Source organism: Aquitalea sp. FG25 (assembly GCF_057809375.1).
Genome location: NZ_JBMDJV010000003.1, coordinates 120,174 through 137,648, shown reverse-complemented (window position 1 = coordinate 137,648; position 17,475 = coordinate 120,174). Strand labels below are relative to the sequence as shown.

Annotated in this window: 24 protein-coding genes; 9 read left to right on the top strand and 15 right to left on the bottom strand. The window is 51.3% G+C overall.

What is annotated here, in order from left to right; all coding sequences use genetic code 11:
* Position 1: 1 nt before the first annotated feature.
* From ACODR9_RS03925 to ACODR9_RS03905, 5 genes are all read right to left on the bottom strand, one after another.
* Complete coding sequence (locus ACODR9_RS03925) at positions 2-238, bottom strand: hypothetical protein (RefSeq protein ID WP_488807719.1); 237 nt, start codon at positions 236-238, stop codon at positions 2-4.
* A 349-nt stretch (positions 239-587) separates the two neighbouring features.
* Positions 588-764 (bottom strand): hypothetical protein, encoded by a 177-nt coding sequence (locus ACODR9_RS03920; protein ID WP_488807718.1) that lies wholly within the window; start codon positions 762-764, stop codon positions 588-590.
* Positions 765-1,423: 659 nt separating this feature from the next.
* Positions 1,424-2,743 carry a DUF8535 domain-containing protein gene (locus tag ACODR9_RS03915; protein WP_488807717.1) on the bottom strand — a complete coding sequence of 440 codons (1,320 nt, stop codon included), beginning with the start codon at positions 2,741-2,743 and terminating at the stop codon, positions 1,424-1,426.
* Positions 2,744-2,879: 136 nt separating this feature from the next.
* A complete protein-coding gene (locus ACODR9_RS03910) occupies positions 2,880-3,044 on the bottom strand; it encodes a hypothetical protein (protein WP_488807716.1) in 165 nt (54 codons plus the stop codon).
* Between the two features lie 74 nt (positions 3,045-3,118).
* Positions 3,119-3,580 (bottom strand): hypothetical protein, encoded by a 462-nt coding sequence (locus ACODR9_RS03905; RefSeq protein WP_488807715.1) that lies wholly within the window; start codon positions 3,578-3,580, stop codon positions 3,119-3,121.
* A 122-nt stretch (positions 3,581-3,702) separates the two neighbouring features.
* Here ACODR9_RS03905 and ACODR9_RS03900 point away from each other — a divergent pair, with 122 nt between their 5' ends.
* From ACODR9_RS03900 to ACODR9_RS03880, 5 genes are read left to right on the top strand one after another with little or no spacing between them, the layout of a single operon-like run.
* Positions 3,703-3,891: a hypothetical protein gene (locus ACODR9_RS03900; protein WP_488807714.1), complete on the top strand. Its 189-nt coding sequence runs from the start codon at positions 3,703-3,705 to the stop codon at positions 3,889-3,891.
* Between the two features lie 28 nt (positions 3,892-3,919).
* Positions 3,920-4,243, top strand: coding sequence for a hypothetical protein (locus ACODR9_RS03895; protein ID WP_488807713.1), 324 nt, complete (start codon positions 3,920-3,922; stop codon positions 4,241-4,243).
* A gap of 15 nt (positions 4,244-4,258) precedes the next feature.
* Positions 4,259-4,609 (top strand): hypothetical protein, encoded by a 351-nt coding sequence (locus tag ACODR9_RS03890; RefSeq protein WP_488807712.1) that lies wholly within the window; start codon positions 4,259-4,261, stop codon positions 4,607-4,609.
* On the top strand, positions 4,596-4,808 hold the full coding sequence (locus ACODR9_RS03885) for a hypothetical protein (protein ID WP_488807711.1): 213 nt from the start codon (positions 4,596-4,598) through the stop codon (positions 4,806-4,808). The genes ACODR9_RS03890 and ACODR9_RS03885 overlap by 14 nt, the downstream gene beginning before the upstream one ends.
* An 8-nt stretch (positions 4,809-4,816) precedes the next feature.
* Positions 4,817-5,320: a hypothetical protein gene (locus ACODR9_RS03880; RefSeq protein ID WP_488807710.1), complete on the top strand. Its 504-nt coding sequence runs from the start codon at positions 4,817-4,819 to the stop codon at positions 5,318-5,320.
* 578 nt (positions 5,321-5,898) lie between these two features.
* Here ACODR9_RS03880 and ACODR9_RS03875 read toward each other — a convergent pair.
* The 3 genes from ACODR9_RS03875 to ACODR9_RS03865 form a co-directional block, all read right to left on the bottom strand.
* On the bottom strand, positions 5,899-6,129 hold the full coding sequence (locus tag ACODR9_RS03875) for a hypothetical protein (RefSeq protein ID WP_488807709.1): 231 nt from the start codon (positions 6,127-6,129) through the stop codon (positions 5,899-5,901).
* A 62-nt stretch (positions 6,130-6,191) separates the two neighbouring features.
* Positions 6,192-6,512 carry a hypothetical protein gene (locus ACODR9_RS03870; RefSeq protein WP_488807708.1) on the bottom strand — a complete coding sequence of 107 codons (321 nt, stop codon included), beginning with the start codon at positions 6,510-6,512 and terminating at the stop codon, positions 6,192-6,194.
* A gap of 137 nt (positions 6,513-6,649) precedes the next feature.
* Positions 6,650-6,967: a hypothetical protein gene (locus ACODR9_RS03865; RefSeq protein ID WP_488807707.1), complete on the bottom strand. Its 318-nt coding sequence runs from the start codon at positions 6,965-6,967 to the stop codon at positions 6,650-6,652.
* 268 nt (positions 6,968-7,235) lie between these two features.
* On the opposite strand from ACODR9_RS03865, the gene ACODR9_RS03860 reads away from it, so the two are divergent.
* On the top strand, positions 7,236-8,096 hold the full coding sequence (locus ACODR9_RS03860) for a hypothetical protein (RefSeq protein ID WP_488807706.1): 861 nt from the start codon (positions 7,236-7,238) through the stop codon (positions 8,094-8,096).
* A 214-nt stretch (positions 8,097-8,310) separates the two neighbouring features.
* On the opposite strand, the gene ACODR9_RS03855 is transcribed toward ACODR9_RS03860, so the two are convergent.
* The 5 genes from ACODR9_RS03855 to ACODR9_RS03835 form a co-directional block, all read right to left on the bottom strand.
* A complete protein-coding gene (locus ACODR9_RS03855; protein WP_488807705.1) occupies positions 8,311-9,462 on the bottom strand; it encodes an AcrVA2 family anti-CRISPR protein in 1,152 nt (383 codons plus the stop codon).
* 77 nt (positions 9,463-9,539) lie between these two features.
* A complete protein-coding gene (locus ACODR9_RS03850) occupies positions 9,540-10,415 on the bottom strand; it encodes a hypothetical protein (RefSeq protein WP_488807704.1) in 876 nt (291 codons plus the stop codon).
* Positions 10,416-10,460: 45 nt separating this feature from the next.
* Positions 10,461-10,790, bottom strand: a complete 330-nt coding sequence (locus ACODR9_RS03845; RefSeq protein WP_488807703.1) for a hypothetical protein — start codon at positions 10,788-10,790, stop codon at positions 10,461-10,463.
* 53 nt (positions 10,791-10,843) lie between these two features.
* Positions 10,844-11,263 carry a hypothetical protein gene (locus ACODR9_RS03840; protein WP_488807702.1) on the bottom strand — a complete coding sequence of 140 codons (420 nt, stop codon included), beginning with the start codon at positions 11,261-11,263 and terminating at the stop codon, positions 10,844-10,846.
* 163 nt (positions 11,264-11,426) lie between these two features.
* Positions 11,427-11,813 (bottom strand): hypothetical protein, encoded by a 387-nt coding sequence (locus ACODR9_RS03835; protein WP_488807701.1) that lies wholly within the window; start codon positions 11,811-11,813, stop codon positions 11,427-11,429.
* Positions 11,814-12,018: 205 nt separating this feature from the next.
* Between ACODR9_RS03835 and ACODR9_RS03830 the strand changes: the two genes are divergently transcribed.
* The 3 genes from ACODR9_RS03830 to nrdG all read left to right on the top strand — a co-directional run bounded on the left by ACODR9_RS03830 (position 12,019) and on the right by nrdG (position 15,643).
* Positions 12,019-12,723: a hypothetical protein gene (locus tag ACODR9_RS03830; protein WP_488807700.1), complete on the top strand. Its 705-nt coding sequence runs from the start codon at positions 12,019-12,021 to the stop codon at positions 12,721-12,723.
* Between the two features lie 276 nt (positions 12,724-12,999).
* On the top strand, positions 13,000-15,180 hold the full coding sequence (nrdD, locus tag ACODR9_RS03825; RefSeq protein ID WP_488807699.1) for an anaerobic ribonucleoside-triphosphate reductase: 2,181 nt from the start codon (positions 13,000-13,002) through the stop codon (positions 15,178-15,180).
* Between the two features lie 4 nt (positions 15,181-15,184).
* Positions 15,185-15,643 (top strand): anaerobic ribonucleoside-triphosphate reductase activating protein, encoded by a 459-nt coding sequence (nrdG, locus tag ACODR9_RS03820; RefSeq protein ID WP_488807698.1) that lies wholly within the window; start codon positions 15,185-15,187, stop codon positions 15,641-15,643.
* Positions 15,644-15,656: 13 nt separating this feature from the next.
* Here the strand turns inward: nrdG and ACODR9_RS03815 are convergent, their stop codons facing one another.
* Together ACODR9_RS03815 and ACODR9_RS03810 are read right to left on the bottom strand one after the other, a co-directional pair.
* Positions 15,657-16,355: a response regulator transcription factor gene (locus tag ACODR9_RS03815; RefSeq protein ID WP_488807697.1), complete on the bottom strand. Its 699-nt coding sequence runs from the start codon at positions 16,353-16,355 to the stop codon at positions 15,657-15,659.
* Positions 16,356-16,586: 231 nt separating this feature from the next.
* Entirely contained in the window at positions 16,587-17,285 is a 699-nt protein-coding gene (locus tag ACODR9_RS03810; RefSeq protein WP_488807696.1) for a hypothetical protein, read from the bottom strand.
* Between the last annotated feature and the right edge of the window lie 190 nt (positions 17,286-17,475).

Here is a 17,475-nt window from a genome sequence, read left to right as displayed (position 1 = left end):
ATCATGCAGGCGTTGCCCATGAACAGGTCTTCCCACCCACGCTACGGCCATCGCTCTTGCGAAACTCCGTGATGAAGTGGGTGGATTCCTGGGTCGTATCGCCGCTCGAAATCGTTACTGGCTTCGACCATGCAAACTTGGCACGAAAGCGCTTTGCGGAGACCGTCACCACCTCACCGAGGTAGCCATTATCCAGACACACCTTGTCGCCCGCCTGACAGTGCTCAAACTTGCTCATAAGAAAAGTCGAACGATGAAAAAATTGTTGATTTACGCATGGCGAAGTACCTTCACGAACCTGAATGGAATGCCAGCAAATTCATAACTGTAGAAACACTCTACATTAGCTAGGTACATTGCAGGGGCACTCTGCTTTACATTCCCCATGTCGTGTTCAATCCAGTACCAACATCGATCAACTAGATCCTCCTGTTTAATTGGCGGCGCTGCAACTGACTCGAATTCGTTCATCAAGGCAACACGCAAGACATGACGGTTATCCGATGTGGGCCTTTCATGGTAGTCATCCACTAAGGCAAGAATATGTTTAGCACGCTTAATCGCGCTGGTCGCATTGGAATACATATTTACAGTCCGGCCAAAGAGAGCAGCTTCATACACAACACGACTGTTCCGACGACGGCCCCATTAAATAGAACCATGCAGCTCAGGCCGAGCAACCATCCGATGGCAACCTCAAACGGCCGCTCCCGCCTTTTTATAAGCAGGCGCTCTTCTAATGTCGAATAGCGCTTAACAAGCATAGTGTTCTCCATTGCACCCATGCTTAATATGGATGCAAACAATCAGTTTCCCGGCAACTATTTACTTCCATGGCCATGTCCTGCAATTAGCAGTGTGTAATCATGCTCCAGATCGCGCAAATTAGTCGCAATTTTGTCCAGTGCTGCCATCACAGATACGAAACGGGGATCAGCCAAAGCGGGCGAGGCAAGAACCTGAGTTTTGAGTCCATTTGCAGCCTAAGCAACAATCATCAGCAAATCATCCGGCGTTACAGCAGCATCTACGTTCCACTCATTGACTTCATTCCTTTCTAAACAACCTTTCAACTATTAGAAAGTTCTAGTGCCTGCAGACCACAGGAATTAAGAGCGGCTATTCTGCGTACTGCTCAGTTCGCGGTCCAGTGTAGATCAGCACTGCCATCAATAATAAGTAGAAAGTTTTCAGGGTGCGGTGATAAATTTCAGCTAATCCTGACTAGCCAAACTCACATTCAGAAGACCGGCACAGGTATCGCAATAAACCAGCCCATCTTTTCCTCGCACCCATCCGCCCGGTGCATCAGTGTGGCCAGGCTCCGCGCAATGATCACAAGCGATGATCACTCCATCATCAACCAGCATTTGGCAGATCTCACAATCATCAATTGTGCAATCTCGCCAGTCGTGAGATGGCATTAAGAGGTAGGGTAATTTCTGTAATGCCAGACCCACATGGCTTTATGCAGCTTTGCATCTGCATCGGCCTGACTTAGGGAGAATCGATCATCTTCAAACAGATCGCCAAAAGTTCTCATCAGATAATGCGTTCTTAATTTCCGTTCTACGTACTTCTGATCATCGGAACCCATGGTTTCTATCATCAATTCAAATGATTTGCCTGGATACTGCACAATAAAATCCGGGCGCACCCCTTGCTCTTCATTGTTGACAATTACAGTAGAATCCTCAAGCGGTTTTTTACATAAAGGATATAGATTCTTAGATTTTACCATTTGAAAAAACCTGTCAATAGCTATTACAGCCTGACGCTCCAAATTGGAATCAACAAGCATCCAGTCGTTATTTGATACAACGGGGTGCAAGTATGCCCGCTCAGCCTGGAGTTCTGTAAAGTCATCAGAGATGAAACATTTCACGATTGCAATGTAAGGGCCTGAAATCTCTCCGCCTCTACCATATACTGCAATATGCCCCTTAATCTGCAGCTCTTCTTCATAAAGAAGACGAAGAGTGCTAGACTCAATATCAACACCAAGCACGGTCAGAATGAGGTATCCAGCTTTTCTTTTACCTTCTGGCCAAGAGCCATTTTTGATATGTTTCCGAAAAGCGTTTCCCATCCAATTTTCTGAAAATGCTTTAAATGTCAACCAAACGAAATCACTCAAAGCTAATTTGTCATTATACTTTGCAGCCGAAATAACCTTTAATATATCGTCCTTAGCGCCTTTTGCATTTTTCTTCGTGTTTACACTGCGAATATTCAGGCCTGCTTGTGAAAAAATCCAAAACAACATCTGCTGCAACTTATCCTTGCGCGGGGTTCCAAAGCCAACCGCCCTGGGCGCAGCCCCTCCTCCCGCTGCCGCCTTAGCGCCGTCTTTCGATGCATCCTCAAAAACGTTCGGCAAATCAGGAAGTCTTACCGGCTTATTATCCCCTTTTCGGTTGCTTAATAGCTCTCCATCCTTCTCCTCCCACTGAAACACGCAGTTACCAAGATGATTGCCACGCTCGGTAAGACGGCGCATCCAATATTTATTATTGATTTTGGAATAATGTATAGTCAGCAATGCATCTTTGTGGCAATCACATTGAATCCAAAAATCCTTCTCGTAAGCATATTGAAGGACATCCACTACTTCCTTCAAAAGTTGCGCAGACCGGTTTTCTGGTTCGGTTGTCCAATATTCTTTAAGAACATCCCCATTGCCCGGAATGTTATCTGTTTTCTGCGGCGTGCTTCTAACATCATGTTTCGTCACATAGCGCATTCTGATCTTCCAATAGAAAAAGGCTTTGGGGAAAGAAATTGCAAATAATCTGCAAGATTGTTAGGCTGAAAAAACTAAACAGCCAGTAGCCATTTTAGAGTTCAAGTCGAATCTATGGTTAAGAAGCATAATACAATCACGATTGCAAGCAACTTGCAATGAAATCAGCGGATTCCGTGACATTCTTATTTACACTGGCCTCTTCGAGCGCAGCCATATACCGATCCCTGTCATCGACCCTGATGATCGTCCATGGGTAATCCCCTGGAGCCAGCATCACTTTCTTGGCGAACCGGGCCATGCGCGCTCCTGTGTCTAATCGCCCTTTACACTACTCTGCACCAGAGGATAACTATACTCTATGCAAATTAATCACTATACATTGGCGAAATGTATCCGCATGGGATTGCAGAAAAAACCACTGATGCACCGGACTGGCAATGTTTTCGAGGCGGATTTGACATTCTTGGCTTCTAAGGCACAGTGGAGTCTGGAAACAACATCTACAGGCTCACCATGCTCACCCGCGAGGACTTCCCAGATAACGATGCGCTTAACTTCGTGCCAGCACAAACCAGCGTCCGCTGCCCCAACTGTCGCTCGACCACGCTTGAGCTGATCGAGCTGCTGGAGGCAACCACTACATGGGAAGTCAAGGACGGCTTGCTGAATCGTGGAAGCGGATATCTCGAAGCCGGTCCAGTGATGCACACAGAAGGCCACTGCTTTAAGTGTGATCACCGGTGGCGGTTGCGGAATGGTTTGCAGATAGACCACCACATTACTCGCCTTGACCCCCAAACGTTCAAGCCGGCTGAGTAGTACCAAACCAAACATTAGTTGGGCACCCCATGACGAATATACAAACTGAGACTTCGGCAGAGCAGAAAGAGCCGCCCCTGACCGGACGGTGGCACCACGGGAATGGCGTCCTGGCGTGCGGTACACTACGGATTGCGGTGGCTGACATCGACAGCCTGCCCACCCCTGAGGTGACAGACGAAATCCTGGATTGGATGTGTGACCAGCTCAATGCGGCGGTGAAGCAGTACGACAGAGCCAAGGCAGACGCGGCCAGCAAGCAGACGCTGTGCGAGGAATGCAGCACCATCCACGCGCCTCTGGAGAATGTCCTGTGCAACCGCTGAACAGCCTGTCGGCGACGGAAAGCCGCGAATGAGCATCAAGCTTAAGAACATCGAGCGGGTCGAGCTTAATCCGCTTCAAATAGTGGTCAAAGCCCGATACGAAATCGCCCACGAAACTCCGGGTGATACCGGTACAAGACTCACACAGGACCTCGACCTCGTTCTTGATCCTGTCACCGGCAAGGTGGGGGCAAAACTTACCCTCACCGACCTGGAAGCTGACAATCTTGATGCCGCGCTGGAAACGATGGCCACCTGGTGTGAACGCATGGCTATCGCATTGCGCGAACCACGGGAAGTGGTTGCCCACCTCCCCATCATTATCAAAACGCATGAAAGCTGCGAAGAGTAGCCAATCACCAAGACCATGATCGACATTCATCACATCCGGCGTATAAACCTTGAGCGAGTGATCGCCTCTGCAGGAAGCGCCGCTTCTTTCTGCAATGCTTCCGGCTCCAACCCTGGGTACATCTCCACCATTCGCTCCCATGAGCGAAACATGGGTGAGGACCTGGCGCGCAAGATAGAAAGCAACATGGGCATTGAGCCCGGCTGGTTTGATCGAGAGCACGGCAAAGAAGGTAAGCTGATCTGCATTGAGGGCAACACCGTAGAGGAAGTAGTCGAACAGATCCGCAGCCTTGACCCCGAAACACTTGGCGCGATCTTCGCCCAGCTAGTCGCCCGTAGCACGACCACCAATGACCATTCTTAACATCTACCACATCCGGAGCGTCAATTTTGATCGCCGGATTCGAACCCACGGCAGTGCAAGTTCATTGAGCGAAGCCGCCGGCATGAGCGTAAGTAGGATCATCAGCGTCTGCAAACCGAAGAAGAGCGACCCCATTGCGCGATCGCTGGAAGCCATTCTCGGCCTTGAAGCTGGCTGGATGTCCGTCTACCCTTTTTGAGGATCCACATGACCTACTCCACCCTCAAGGGGCTGGCGCCTGGCAAGCATGCCACCGATATGCTCACCCTCCAGAACGCTAACGGAACAGGGCCGCTTCTCTGGGGCGTGCTTTGCGAACGCTATCTGGGTTCCCGCCACTTATGGATGTTCAACAGCGCAGCCCTGTGGAATCTGCAAGCGCGGACAGATATACCCGCCTGTTTGCGCGTCATGCTGCTGTTTACCTGCGATCTCGCCTACATAGGGCGGGCAGACTACCAGCGGACGGCGTGCCACATCCGGGAAGCATTGCTACATCACCTGCCGGCCAGCGGCAGCGTGAACCACTGGGCCCCAATCGCACATCTATTTGAAGGCGAACCATCTGTCCCGGCGATTGCCCTTCGCTGCACCAGTAGCGCAGACGATCTGTTCGCTGGGACATTGGATGAAAAGACCGGTGAGCATTCCCCGCCTGACTGGACTGACTTTTGGAATGTCTATTCAGAACCATGGGTTTCCAACCAATAAACAAAAAAGCCTCTAGGAATAGAGGCTTTTTCTTTGAAAAAAATAGAACTAAATTCGCTTTCCGATTTTGATGTATTGATCAAGCAACAGGTGCGCACCCTCAGCAGTAATGCAATCGCAAGTGCGCTGCTCGTCAGGTAAATACCAGACCCGCTTTACAAGTTCGCAGCTAAGTAAAGTAAGGATGGTCACTACGTACAATGGAAGTGGCCCCTCCGGATAGGATTCAGACCACCACCTCCGCGTGTACGAAATGTGGCCAAATGCGCCGGCCGGAATACCATACCCGCAACCTATTGATGCGACATAGCCATTATGTTCATCATCATAGAGGCGTCCATTATCATCCACACTGAACCCACTATAACCACGCATTTTATATTCGAAATCATTGGGGTCCGTCATTTCAAGATGGGTTTCACTCTCTGAAGGATTCATCGGATTGAGCCGTTTTAATAGAAGCTCATTAATAACTGAGACATCCCCCGAGGAAACCACACGGTGAAACTCAACCGCTATATTACAACATATACTCACACAGACCTCCATTACGTATTGCGGTATCAGAGCGCTTGAACCTAGCCTGCTGGAGAATCACCCTTGTACAGCTGATTGTAAACTGCCATACGTAGCGGGTCTTGCAGATACTCGTACAGGTACTCGGCATGCTCAGAGGTAAATTCCTCAAGAATCACCTCTTCAGGTCTTTCATAGTGCTTGGCGATCGCGCCTACAATGTCCAGACGTAGATCGATACTGATCGAGTCTAAAAACTGGCGGTTTACAGCGCCCTTATTTACCGTATCCATTTCCACACCCTATGCTTAAATTCGTAACTATTTAGACCGCAGCCAACGACTCTCTTGAGCGCTCACTCTTTATTGATTAGCTTGTTCAAATAGGCACTGACCTTACTTTTGAAGCCTTCACCGCCAACCTTGTATGCCTTATCAACGATATCAAACGAACACTCTTGCAAGGTAACCTTTTTGCTGAACATTGGCTGCTGTGTGCACACCTTATACTCAGCCTCAACGAACTTTGCTACCTTGGCTTTATCTTCGCCACTTTCCGCAGGTGTACGGAGAAAGTAACAAACCCCAATAACAAGCAGAAGGATAACCCACCCGAAATACAGCAAAAAATCTACCACAACCCCGCGAGAGTAATATCGTTTTGAAATGGAAATCAAGATGCATTGCCTCTTTAAATGGATATAGCAAACAACTCATCGGCTCAATGGAGAACCTAAAATCTATTGCCACTCAAATAAATCCTGCTGCTACAAAACCAAAGTATGAATTGCAGCGCGAATAAATTGCTAGAAAGTTATTTTTGCTTCATTGCATCATGGACATCCAGAATGAACTTTGCAACCTGATTCGTAAAAGCTTCATCTTTTAGAACTTCAGCCGCATTGATAATGTATTCCTCACAATCCCCAAACGACATTGGCTTCACGCTGCCTCGCATGCATTTGTTATATTGGAAATTGACAAACTTCGTCACTTTTTTGTCGCTCTTAGAAGCAACAAAACTAATTGCATTGGATTCAGCTTTAAACGCAAACAACAAGACGATGAATATTGCAGCAATGCTTGTCAGCCCAACGACAATAATAAGGGAAAACCCACTTTGATTTTTCATAATTAGCTCCAAAGATAATCAAAGCATATCAAGTCGGATTTATAACGCAACTTTTCAGCGAAATCACTACAGAGGCCATAGTACATTGGGCTAGAGATTGTCTGCCGGATATGGCAAGATGAAGCTCTGGTGCCGGCCTGGCGCTATTTACCCGCTCCAATCAGCTGTTCGCAGCACAGGTCACTACAACGTATGGATTGCCAAGCCAATGACTTTCCTGGTCGGTGGCTGGTCGCGGGTAACAGACCAACAGGCCGTAGGAAACGCCATGGAACTTGCATCCCAAAAACCGACCAAATTGGTCACCATCAAGCGCCAAGCCAAGCACATCAAGACTGACCTCGGCATCACGCTTCATCAAGCACAGGACATCGCTGCACAGCGGGCTGGCTACAGCAACTTCCGTCACGCACAGAACAGCTTGTCTATTGCGAACCCAGTGAGTGAACCGGCTCAATCCGCATCCATCGTCACCTATCCAGTACGGATCACTGCAGAGTGGTTTGCCGGAATGAACGCTGACGTGCCGGCAGGTCGTGAAACCCTGACCATCTATCTGCCAAAGCCGCTTTTTGAAGTGGCGCAAGTTGTCGATGCGAACGAGTCACGCTCGTTGATGAACTTCCCATTCAAGGATGATTGCCATCTCAAGTACCTGGGCCTGACGCACTCACAAGCAAGCGCCCGCCTCAGCATCGCAAAGGCAGCTCGTACCCTTGAATTCATGGCAGCAACCGGCCTGCGTCCGAGGATGACAATCAGGCCAAGTATCCACGCATCCATGGATCGCAGGAGCCTACCTGGGCAAGATCACACCACCGCCTGGTTTGACCCTGAAACCAAGCGCACATTGATGTGTGATGAACCGTACGCTCTTGCAGTCCAAAGCTTGCACGCACAGCGTGCTGCATGGGCCGAAGAGAACGGCTTCCAGTACGGGAAATCGCAATGGCAGGGGATGTACGCACCCGAAGGCGGAACGGAAATGTACCTTTTCAGCCGCAAGGAAACAGGCATTGATATCGCCCCCATCCTTGAAGTCCTTGCCTCCTTACCTGCCCCGGTCGATCCCTCTGAATGGACGGGTGAGTCCGAGGCCATGGACCCTTGCAGCATCCCCCGCCTTTGACAAGGCCGTGACCTTGTTGATGTCTTCCAAGATGGAGCAAGCAAGTGATCGTCAAATCACTCTTGGTTCGATGCCAGCTTGACCAGTCACCCTGTGAATAGAAAAGGCCACCCATGGAATAATGGATGGCCTATTTGATTGATTGACTTCTATTAAAAAATCTACATGCCAAGTGAAATAGTTACCATCTTATTATGGATCACCATCAGATATTCTAGTGAATGGTATCACCTTCTTGGTTGCCTACAACGTATATGTGCCCGGGCATCTCATCTCGATCTGTGGCATTGTCAGCATTTACCAGAGTAGGCTTAATCCACTTACGTTCAACTACTGACAAATTCTGGCCTTTTCTTTGCATGCGCCAATGCCCTCGCCTCCAATGTGCGCGAACAGAACTTGTCAAATCAGTACTTTTTGCCTTACTGACCTCGGTGCCTACAAGATTTACAACTGCATATCCATCAGCAGTTAGCTTCGATCTGAGTTTTGCCCTTTTTTCGGGCCTGGCCTGATTCCATTCAACAATCTTTGATGCTGGCGCATCTCGCCCTGGAGTTGAATTCCAACTTCCTGAACTGTTTTTTAACGATTCGATATAGAAAAGAGAATTAACAACGAGCTGCACAGCCTGGCGCATCAAATCAACCGACTCTTCAAGAATTGAAACCCGACATTCAAAAAGAGCTTCGTTGTTGCCAACTTCACTGCCATCTTTGAAATCAGATATACGTCGCTGGATTGATGCTTCAAACCCGTCCATTACTGGCATTGATTGTTCTGATGGATTTAGATCAAGAAACCAACCCGGATTTGCTACTCCTCGACCATCTTTATGCACCATTGTAAAGCCAATTTTGATGCGAACTTGCTTTGACTCTTGATTGCCCCAAGGGGTAACGGCAACGAAGGCACCATCCAGATATTCATATCCATCATCAAAAGGAAGCTTGATACTCTCTTGGGCTCCAAACCTCAAAAAGAAGGCATCATATGGCGGATTCCAATCTTGAAGTGTGCACTCACCAACATCAGTATGAGCTAGCATTTCGACTAGGTTGTCATCAAGATCAAAAATCTGCCTTCCATTTTCCTCGTACTGAGCGACCAATGGCACCCAGTGGCGCAACTGAAGTAAACCAGCAAAGTACTGAGTAAAAATCGCATCTCCAGCATGATCGCTATCAAATTGGGTGCGTGCCGCCCTTGCTTTAGGGACGATCAGGTGTTCCATAATCATGCTAGGCACATCCCCAAGCAATGTGCCGTTTGCTCTTATATAACCAACCTGACCTGCTTTTGTCGCGTACCGCCACCAATCCGAATCACGATAACGAATTGGGGCGTAAGGTGAGTATTCGGTCATTTTTGTCTGCTGCATGAGATTAGAGCACCGGTGCGAGATTCGTGCGAAAAGTGGGTAATAATACCATCTTGTTTAGTTCAGAATTTCACTCCAGAAGCCCCCGCCCAGCGAAGCATGTCGGCCACCTCCGCAATTCCAAACAAGGTCCTGTCGGGCGCTGGCGAACCGGTCATTGCCGCTACATCACAAGCCACATTGAAGGCCTTTGTGCGTTCCCGGTGTAGCGCCTGGAGGCCGGCAATGAAGATGTCGCGCTTCTGGGATGCATGGAGTGCAGCAAGCAGCTGATCCTCCGTTGAACCGGCCGGCGGTACAGCGTCAGAGCCATCAGGTGCAGGTGCATTGGCGTTACCGGTCGTTGTCGCGGCATGTGCCGGGTTATGGATGGCCTCAACCATCAGCTGACAATCAGCATCGGTCCAGTTGGTGATTACGAACGCCAGCGCTTGTTGCTGCGCTTTCGCCATGGAGGACACGCAATTCTCAATGGTGCGTTCCACCGGCAGCCCAGCGACCCCGAACGTCTGCCACCACCATCCCACAACTTGCATGACACCCTGCCGTGATTCCATAAGGGGCAGAACTGCCGCACAAATTATCCGCGAGTCACTGCGCAGCATGACACCAGCAGGTGCGTCAGGGTGCAAAGCCGCACCCGAGGCGAGGTTGTCCGGGATCCACTCCAACCGGCTGGCCAGTGCCCGGCAAGCCTTCACAAACTCCATTGCTTCAGCCTTCGCGGTGTCTGCGTCAGGGCAAAGCTTTTCGCAGGTATTTCGCCTGGGTAGTCCCGCGTCAGAGTTGGTCACCCAATACCAGCCGATCACATCCATGCGTTCACGTTTGGGGTAGACATCCGCAAAATCGACGCCTCCCTCACTGAGCGTGTACGGACGCGGCCCAGCTCCGATGGCCGAAAGGCCGGTCTTGAGGCCAGTTAGTTTCCAACGCATTGCCATAATCAGATCCAGTTTGGCCGGACAGGGGCCGGCTCTAAGTTATGCACGGCTCAACAGTTCCATCCGTGCCAGCGTGCTTACTGCACCATGCCAGTCAATCCGTGTGGACTTGTTGAACTGGCTGATCACGATGGTGAGCATGCGCGGCACCGGCACGGCCGGGTCCAGAATCGCATCTTGTGCTATATCGGCCACCAGCTGCTTGATGGCTTCGTTTACCGGCATGTTCAGGTACTGGTACGACACTTCGCGCACCTTGGCCACCACCAGCGTATTCGTGCAGGCCTCTTCCGGCTCTTCGCCGGAATCGTGATGGACGATGTTGAGCAGCACTTCTTGTTGAGCAATCTCGACAGACGGCATCGGCATGTCAGTATCCTTTCTCGCCCATCCCCGGGCTATTTATTACCGGCAATCGCATCCTAGTAGCCAGTCACGTTTATCACACCGTCTAATCTGCCACGGCGGAAAGTTATTGCAAGTCGGGATCCTACTGATACCCGCTCATACGTTCCTTGATCCACGCGAAACTCCACGGCTTTTGATGTGCCAACGGTGGCCAGCAGGTGGTGCACAGGATCCTGATACTCAGGTCTGGTGACCATTGTGTTGCCGGCCTTCTCCGGGATCAGGACCGTCCATGCTGGTGCTATCACCTTACCAGTGACCAAGGCTGTGCCTGGCTGATCAGGAACGCTGACGTAGTTGCAAAGGTCATGGCCCAGCACATACAAAATACAGCTCAGAAACACCGTGATTGTTCCGACAATCAACACTTGAACCCAGTCGAACATCACAGACATCTTGAAGCGAGAAAAGGCGGAACTGTACAGGTTGTTCACGAAACTTCAATCGATGCCCTGATCACACCGATAAACAAAAAACCGGCCTCTGGATTGAAGCCGGTACAAAACTGCCACCATCGCAAGCGACAGGACAAAGGACAACATGATGAAACCTGCGGGCCTTTAAGTTCCCGATCTCGCATGCCTTATGACGCTCTGGTTAATGCGATGCCATCGTGTAGCTGGTCACATCAATCGCACCATTTAATCTCCCGCGCCGGAAGGTAACCGCGATCTCAGTGCCAGCCGATGCCTGCTTATAGGTTTCCGCATCGACCTCAAATTCCACTCCACTGACTCCACCAACAGTAGCAGTCAGATGATATTCCTCCGGGTGGTGCTCAGGCCTAGCGATCACTGTCTTTCCAATGAGGACAGGGGTGACCGTGAAAGACTCCTCATCAAAGTCCTTGTCGGTCACGACTGCCATGCCCTCTTCCTCGTCCACACCGGTGTAGTTGAGCACATGGTGAGCTGCGATATAAATGAGGACGCCGGCAAACGATGTGACGCCAATCAAAAGTACAGTTTCAAATTTGTCTAGCATTTGAAATTTCTAGTCAGTACAGATGATGCGACTCTACCGAAACGAGGATGGTGGTCAAATTATTGGCGAAGTGATCATTATTGCCACCCTCACACCAGCGGCATAACATGACCTGCGCATAACATTCGAGGTGAGGTCGTTTATGTCATTGTGGAAAGGTCTTCTTACCGCTGGTGCAGGGCACGCCATGGCTCACAACGCCCACATGGCTGAACTCATCCTTGAGCAGCCTTGGTCTACTCAAGTACGAATCACGGTAGGCCAATTTGTCTTTGGGGCGATGGCACATCTCAACCCAGCATATGCGGATGATGTGACCGCCTACATGGTCTTCAAGAACTCACCGCGCATCGTCCAGCTCAACTTGCTTGGTGCTGCATTTGACCAGTTGCGCATGTCCTACGGAACGGAAGCCTGGATGCCAGTGAAAGATCCATTCAAGGTCTACACAGATGAACAAGACATCGCCATCAACATCTCACATTTCCGCAGGAAGTATGGGGTGACGGTCGGCATCAAGGATGGATCATTTGATCTTGGTGAATGGGTAGAGCATCGAATCACGCCTCCGACACCGAGCGCCCCTCCTCCTCGTTATGTTGAGGATGCGAGGATGGTGCGTGCTATCCGGAAGAAGGGTGCCGAACTGCATATGGCCCCGACCAGCATAACGACCGATGAACAGATTCTGACGATCTACAACCATGTGTACCAAGCGTTCAAGTCTATCGCAGCTGAGAGAAACGACTCCCTGGCTGATGAGGCCATCAACTGGTTAGTAATGGTCTTCCTGCAATGCTTCGAAAATGAGGGGCAAGAGGCCTACACGATGAAGGTGGGGAAGTTGCTGATGGAGTACTACAAGCATGGCCGCTTAGCATCCATGCAGAGAGAAATTACATTCCTCTGAGGTCGGATAGGCCGTAGACGCTTGTTGAACTCCCCAAGCGTCCATCAATTCGGCAGTTGCCATTCTAACTGAGTTGGGGCTTAACAAGTCCTAACTGGCGGCGGGCGTGCGGTCACGACCTAGATCAAGGAATTCAAAAATACCGCTATCTATAGCTCAACATTCGTTGACGTAACTATATGTAGTGCCTAACCTCAACTCCATCACGAGTTGAGCGGGTGTCACCTTCTTGTCGCACACGCCCAGCCTGTCCCATTGTTCCCCATGGAGAATGTAATGCTGAACGTATGCAAGCGCGATGGAACCATAGCCCAATTCGACATCATGAAAGTGGCCACGGCCTGCCTCAAGGCGGCAGTTGCCGCCGGTGCGGAGCAGCCCAACGCGATTGCATTTGACGTAGCACAATCGGTCGAGGCCAAGTGTCGCAATGTGGGTGAAGGCGATCTGGACATCCCGACCATCCAGAAGTACGTGGAAGATGCCCTGATGGCCAGCCACCCGGAAGTGGCACGGCTCTACATTCAGTACCGCCACGACCGCGACATCATTCGCGTGCGCGGCACCACCCTGCATGCGCAGCTGATGGGCCTGGTAGACAAAACCGATGCTGACGTACTCACTGAGAACGCCAACAAGAACGCCAACGTCTTCCCGGTGATGCGTGACCTGATGGCCGGTATCGTTTCTAAGCAGTTTGCCAGCAACTTCCTGACCAAGGATGTTCTGCAAGCGCATGAACGCGGCGACATCCATTACCACGATCTGGACTATGCCCCGTTCTTGCCATTCACGAATTGCTGCCTGGTAGACCTCCGGGGCATGCTTGAACAGGGCTTCCATCTGGGAAATGCTGGCATCGAAAGTCCGAAGTCAATCGGCGTGGCCTGCGCTGTGACTGCGCAGATCATCGCCCAAGTGGCCAGCCACCAATACGGCGGCACCACCATCCCCAACATCGATCAGGTTCTGGCCCCCTACGTTCACCGCACCTACGAAAAGAACCTGGCCCTTGCAGCCGAATACAGCATCCCCGATGCCGATCGCTATGCTCGGGAGCGCAGTGCGAAAGAAGCCTACGATGGTGTGCAGGCCATGGAGTACGAAATCAACACCCTGTTCAGCTCCAACGGTCAGCAACCTTTCGTGACATTCAGTTTCGGCATGGGCACGGACTGGGCAGAACGTGCCATCCAGAAAGCCATCCTGCAGGTACGGATCAAGGGCATGGGTAAGGAGGGCATCACACCGGTATTCCCTAAGCTGGTTTTCTTCATTGAGGAAGGCCTGAACCTAAAACCGTCTGACCCGAACTACGACATCAAACAGTTGGCGCTAGAGTGCGCATCGAAGCGCATGTATCCGGACATCATCTCCGCCAAGCTGAATCGGCAATTGACCGGGTCGTCTCAGCCGGTCTCCCCGATGGGGTGCCGTAGCTTCCTGCCAGTATGGCGCGACGAACAAGGCAATGAAGTACTGGACGGACGCAACAACCTGGGCGTGGTCAGCATCAACCTGCCCCGGATTGCTATTGAAGCAAAGCAGAATGAAGACCAGTTCTTCGCCCTGCTGGCCAGCAAAATGGAACTGGCGCACAAAGCGCTGATGACCCGCATTGAACGCCTGGAGGGAGTGAAGGCCAATGTCGCTCCGATTCTCTACACTGAAGGCGCGTTCGGGGTGCGGCTGAAGCCGGATGAAGACATCCTGCCACTGTTCAAGAATGGCAGATCGTCTTTGTCGGTGGGATACATCGGCCTGCATGAGGTGGGCCTGCTGATGTCGGATGGCACCCACCCGGCTGACAGCGAGGAGATCCAGACCTTCCTGCACAAGGTGGTCGAGGTCATGTCTCAGACCGCACGCCGGTGGCGTCAAGAATCTGGCTGGGGTTTCTCCCTGTATTCCACGCCGAGTGAATCCCTATGCCACCGATTCTGCAGGCTTGATACCAAGCTGTATGGCGAAATGCCTGGCGTTACAGACAAGGGCTACTACACCAACTCCTTCCACCTGGATGTGGCCCGGAAAGTGAATCCGTTCGAGAAGATCGGCTTCGAGAAGGGCTTTGCTGAGTTGGCCACCGGTGGCCATATCACCTACGTCGAACTCCCGAACATGAAGAACAACCTCAAGGCATTGGAAGCCATCTGGGATAAAGCGGTCAGTACTGTCCCCTACTTCGGAACCAATACGCCAGTTGATTCGTGCGGAGCCTGCGGCTTCATGGGCGAGGCACTGGCCACGGATGAGGGATTTGTTTGCCCTGACTGTGGGAATCACGACAGCGCCAGCCTATCGGTCACACGCCGTGTCTGCGGCTACCTGGGCAGTCCGAACGCCCGACCGTTCAATGCAGGCAAGCAGAAAGAAGTGATGCGCCGGGTGAAACACTACAACGCACCGACCCAACCTGTGACTGCTCGCGCAGCAGAACCGGCGGAAACGCTGTAACGCTGTGAACTATGACCGCTATTACACCTGCGACGTAGTGAATGGCGAAGGACTGCGTGTGACCCTCTTTGTCACTGGTTGCGCGCATGCCTGCCCTGGGTGTCACAACAGTTCAACCTGGAACCGCCTGTCTGGCCAACCCTTCACTGAGAAGGTACGTGACCAACTGCTGGAAGCATGCGCAGATCATCATGGGCTCAGCCTGTCAGGTGGCGATCCATTGCTGCCGGCAAATCGCGAGGCAATCACTGACCTGTGCAGGCTGTTCAAGGAACGCTATCCAGAAAAAGATATCTGGATGTGGACCGGGTATACCCATGAAGAGGTGCAGGGCCTGCCAGTCATGGAGTTCGTCGATGTGCTGATTGATGGCCGGTATGAAATGGAAAACCCCACCACAAAGCCATGGCGGGGTTCCGATAATCAGCGGCTGATGCACATTCAGGACTTACGCGGCTCCTAAGGGTGCCGACTAATCACATGAGGGATGGCTGCTTGACGAACTGGTAGCCGACCCGGACTACCGTATTGATGTACTCGCGCCCTGGGCTGGCGAGGCTGAGTTTGTTACGGATACTGCTGATGTGGACATCCACGCTACGGTCGAACCTAGCGAGATTGCGTCCAAGGGCTTCCCGACTGATAGATGCCTTGGGAACCGGTTTGCCTGTATTCTTTACGAGCAGTTCCAAGATGGTGTACTCGGTACTGGTCAGTTCCAGTTTGTCTTCGCCGATGTAGGCAACGCGCTCACCCGGCCACAAGGTCAAATACCCCGCCACCAGTCTGTCCGCATCATCTCCTGCCGTACTCTTCAGCCCGGTACGTCGCAGAATCGCACGCACCCTTGCCATCACTTCACGCGGGCTGCAATCAGTATCCAGCACATCGTCTGCGCCAAGCTCAAAACCACGAATCTTGAGTTCTTCCTTTGGATTGCTGTTTTGCAGGAGTACGGGCACATCGCTGTACTGGCGAACCTGACTCAGGATATCAAAGTTAGCCAAGCCGCTGAGATGAGAACCCAGCAGGACCACATCACACGTCCCTTCCATGACATGCTCCAGCGCAGCTTTGAGGCTGGAGACTTGTGTCACGTCGCATGCCTCTTCTTCAAAGTACGTTCCGATTCCTACGACAGGCAGATGGTCATCTGCGGCAAGCAGAATACGCATTTTCTTCCCCTACTAATTGTCTTCTTGCCTGATGCAGTTCTCAGGCAGAAGCAGTGCATTCATTCAATAGCCGTTTTTCTGCTCAAACGGGCGATTGAACCTAGCGGTTCATTATATGCAAGCGTATATCAAAGGTGAATGTGTTATTTGATACAAATTGTTATTGTCTTCGGACAATATCCAATCTCCCGCACCCCCCTTGGATGGGGGCCTTGACGCCCCCTGGCCTAACTAGCGGATTTCCTCACGGCGCTGGATAGCGGCCGGCTTTGCCGAATTGAAGCTGTCGAAGACCAGATTTTCAAACTTGGCCACATATCCGCCATAGTGGCGGACAGAGACACGCCAAAGGTTTGCTTCAAGTTCAAGATGTACACGCGGGCCGTTCAGTTCAAAGCTGGCAAGCCAGTGGTTCTTGCCGATCTTTTCCCAGCCCTCACCCAACTCAAGCGTACGAGGATCCGGAGCAGTCATCGGATCAGCTTTGAATGCGTCATGTGCAACGACTTCAAAGGTATCAACGTCATCAACATGGTTTTCGCTGACAGGGTTGTCGAACAAAAGGGGCACCAGAACCGAATCACTGGCCACAAAGGTGGGTTTCTGAACCATCTGTTGCAGGCGATCAGCTATCTCGTTCATATCTTCGTCGCTGAGACCTTCGATCATGTCCAGTTGCATGCCAGCTTGGAAACGTTCCTCCGGGTCGATCGAAAAGCTGTGAACGAGGTCGTATGCCGTGTTGCCTGGCTGGCGTGTCAGCCAGAAAACTTCGCAATCACCATTGAGCATCGTTCCCGGCGGTTGCGTGGCCAGTAGTTCGGCGATGGGCTGGTTGAATGCTATGCAGCGCTCAAAAGCAGCTTGCTCTCCCGCATGGCTGGAATACTTGGTGCGGGTCAGGACGTGAACTGCAATCTTGATGGTCATCGGTCGTAGCCTTGTTCTGGTGTTGATGAAACAAGGCTACGTGAGGAGGAAATTAATGCAAATCGACAGGGAAATCATGAGGCCATAAACAGCCATCCCGGCAATGAATTCGGCCCCGACAAAACGCTTCAACCCGCACAAGCATGCGGGCCAGATGATACACAGCTGCCATTCCGGCAGAGCAGTATGA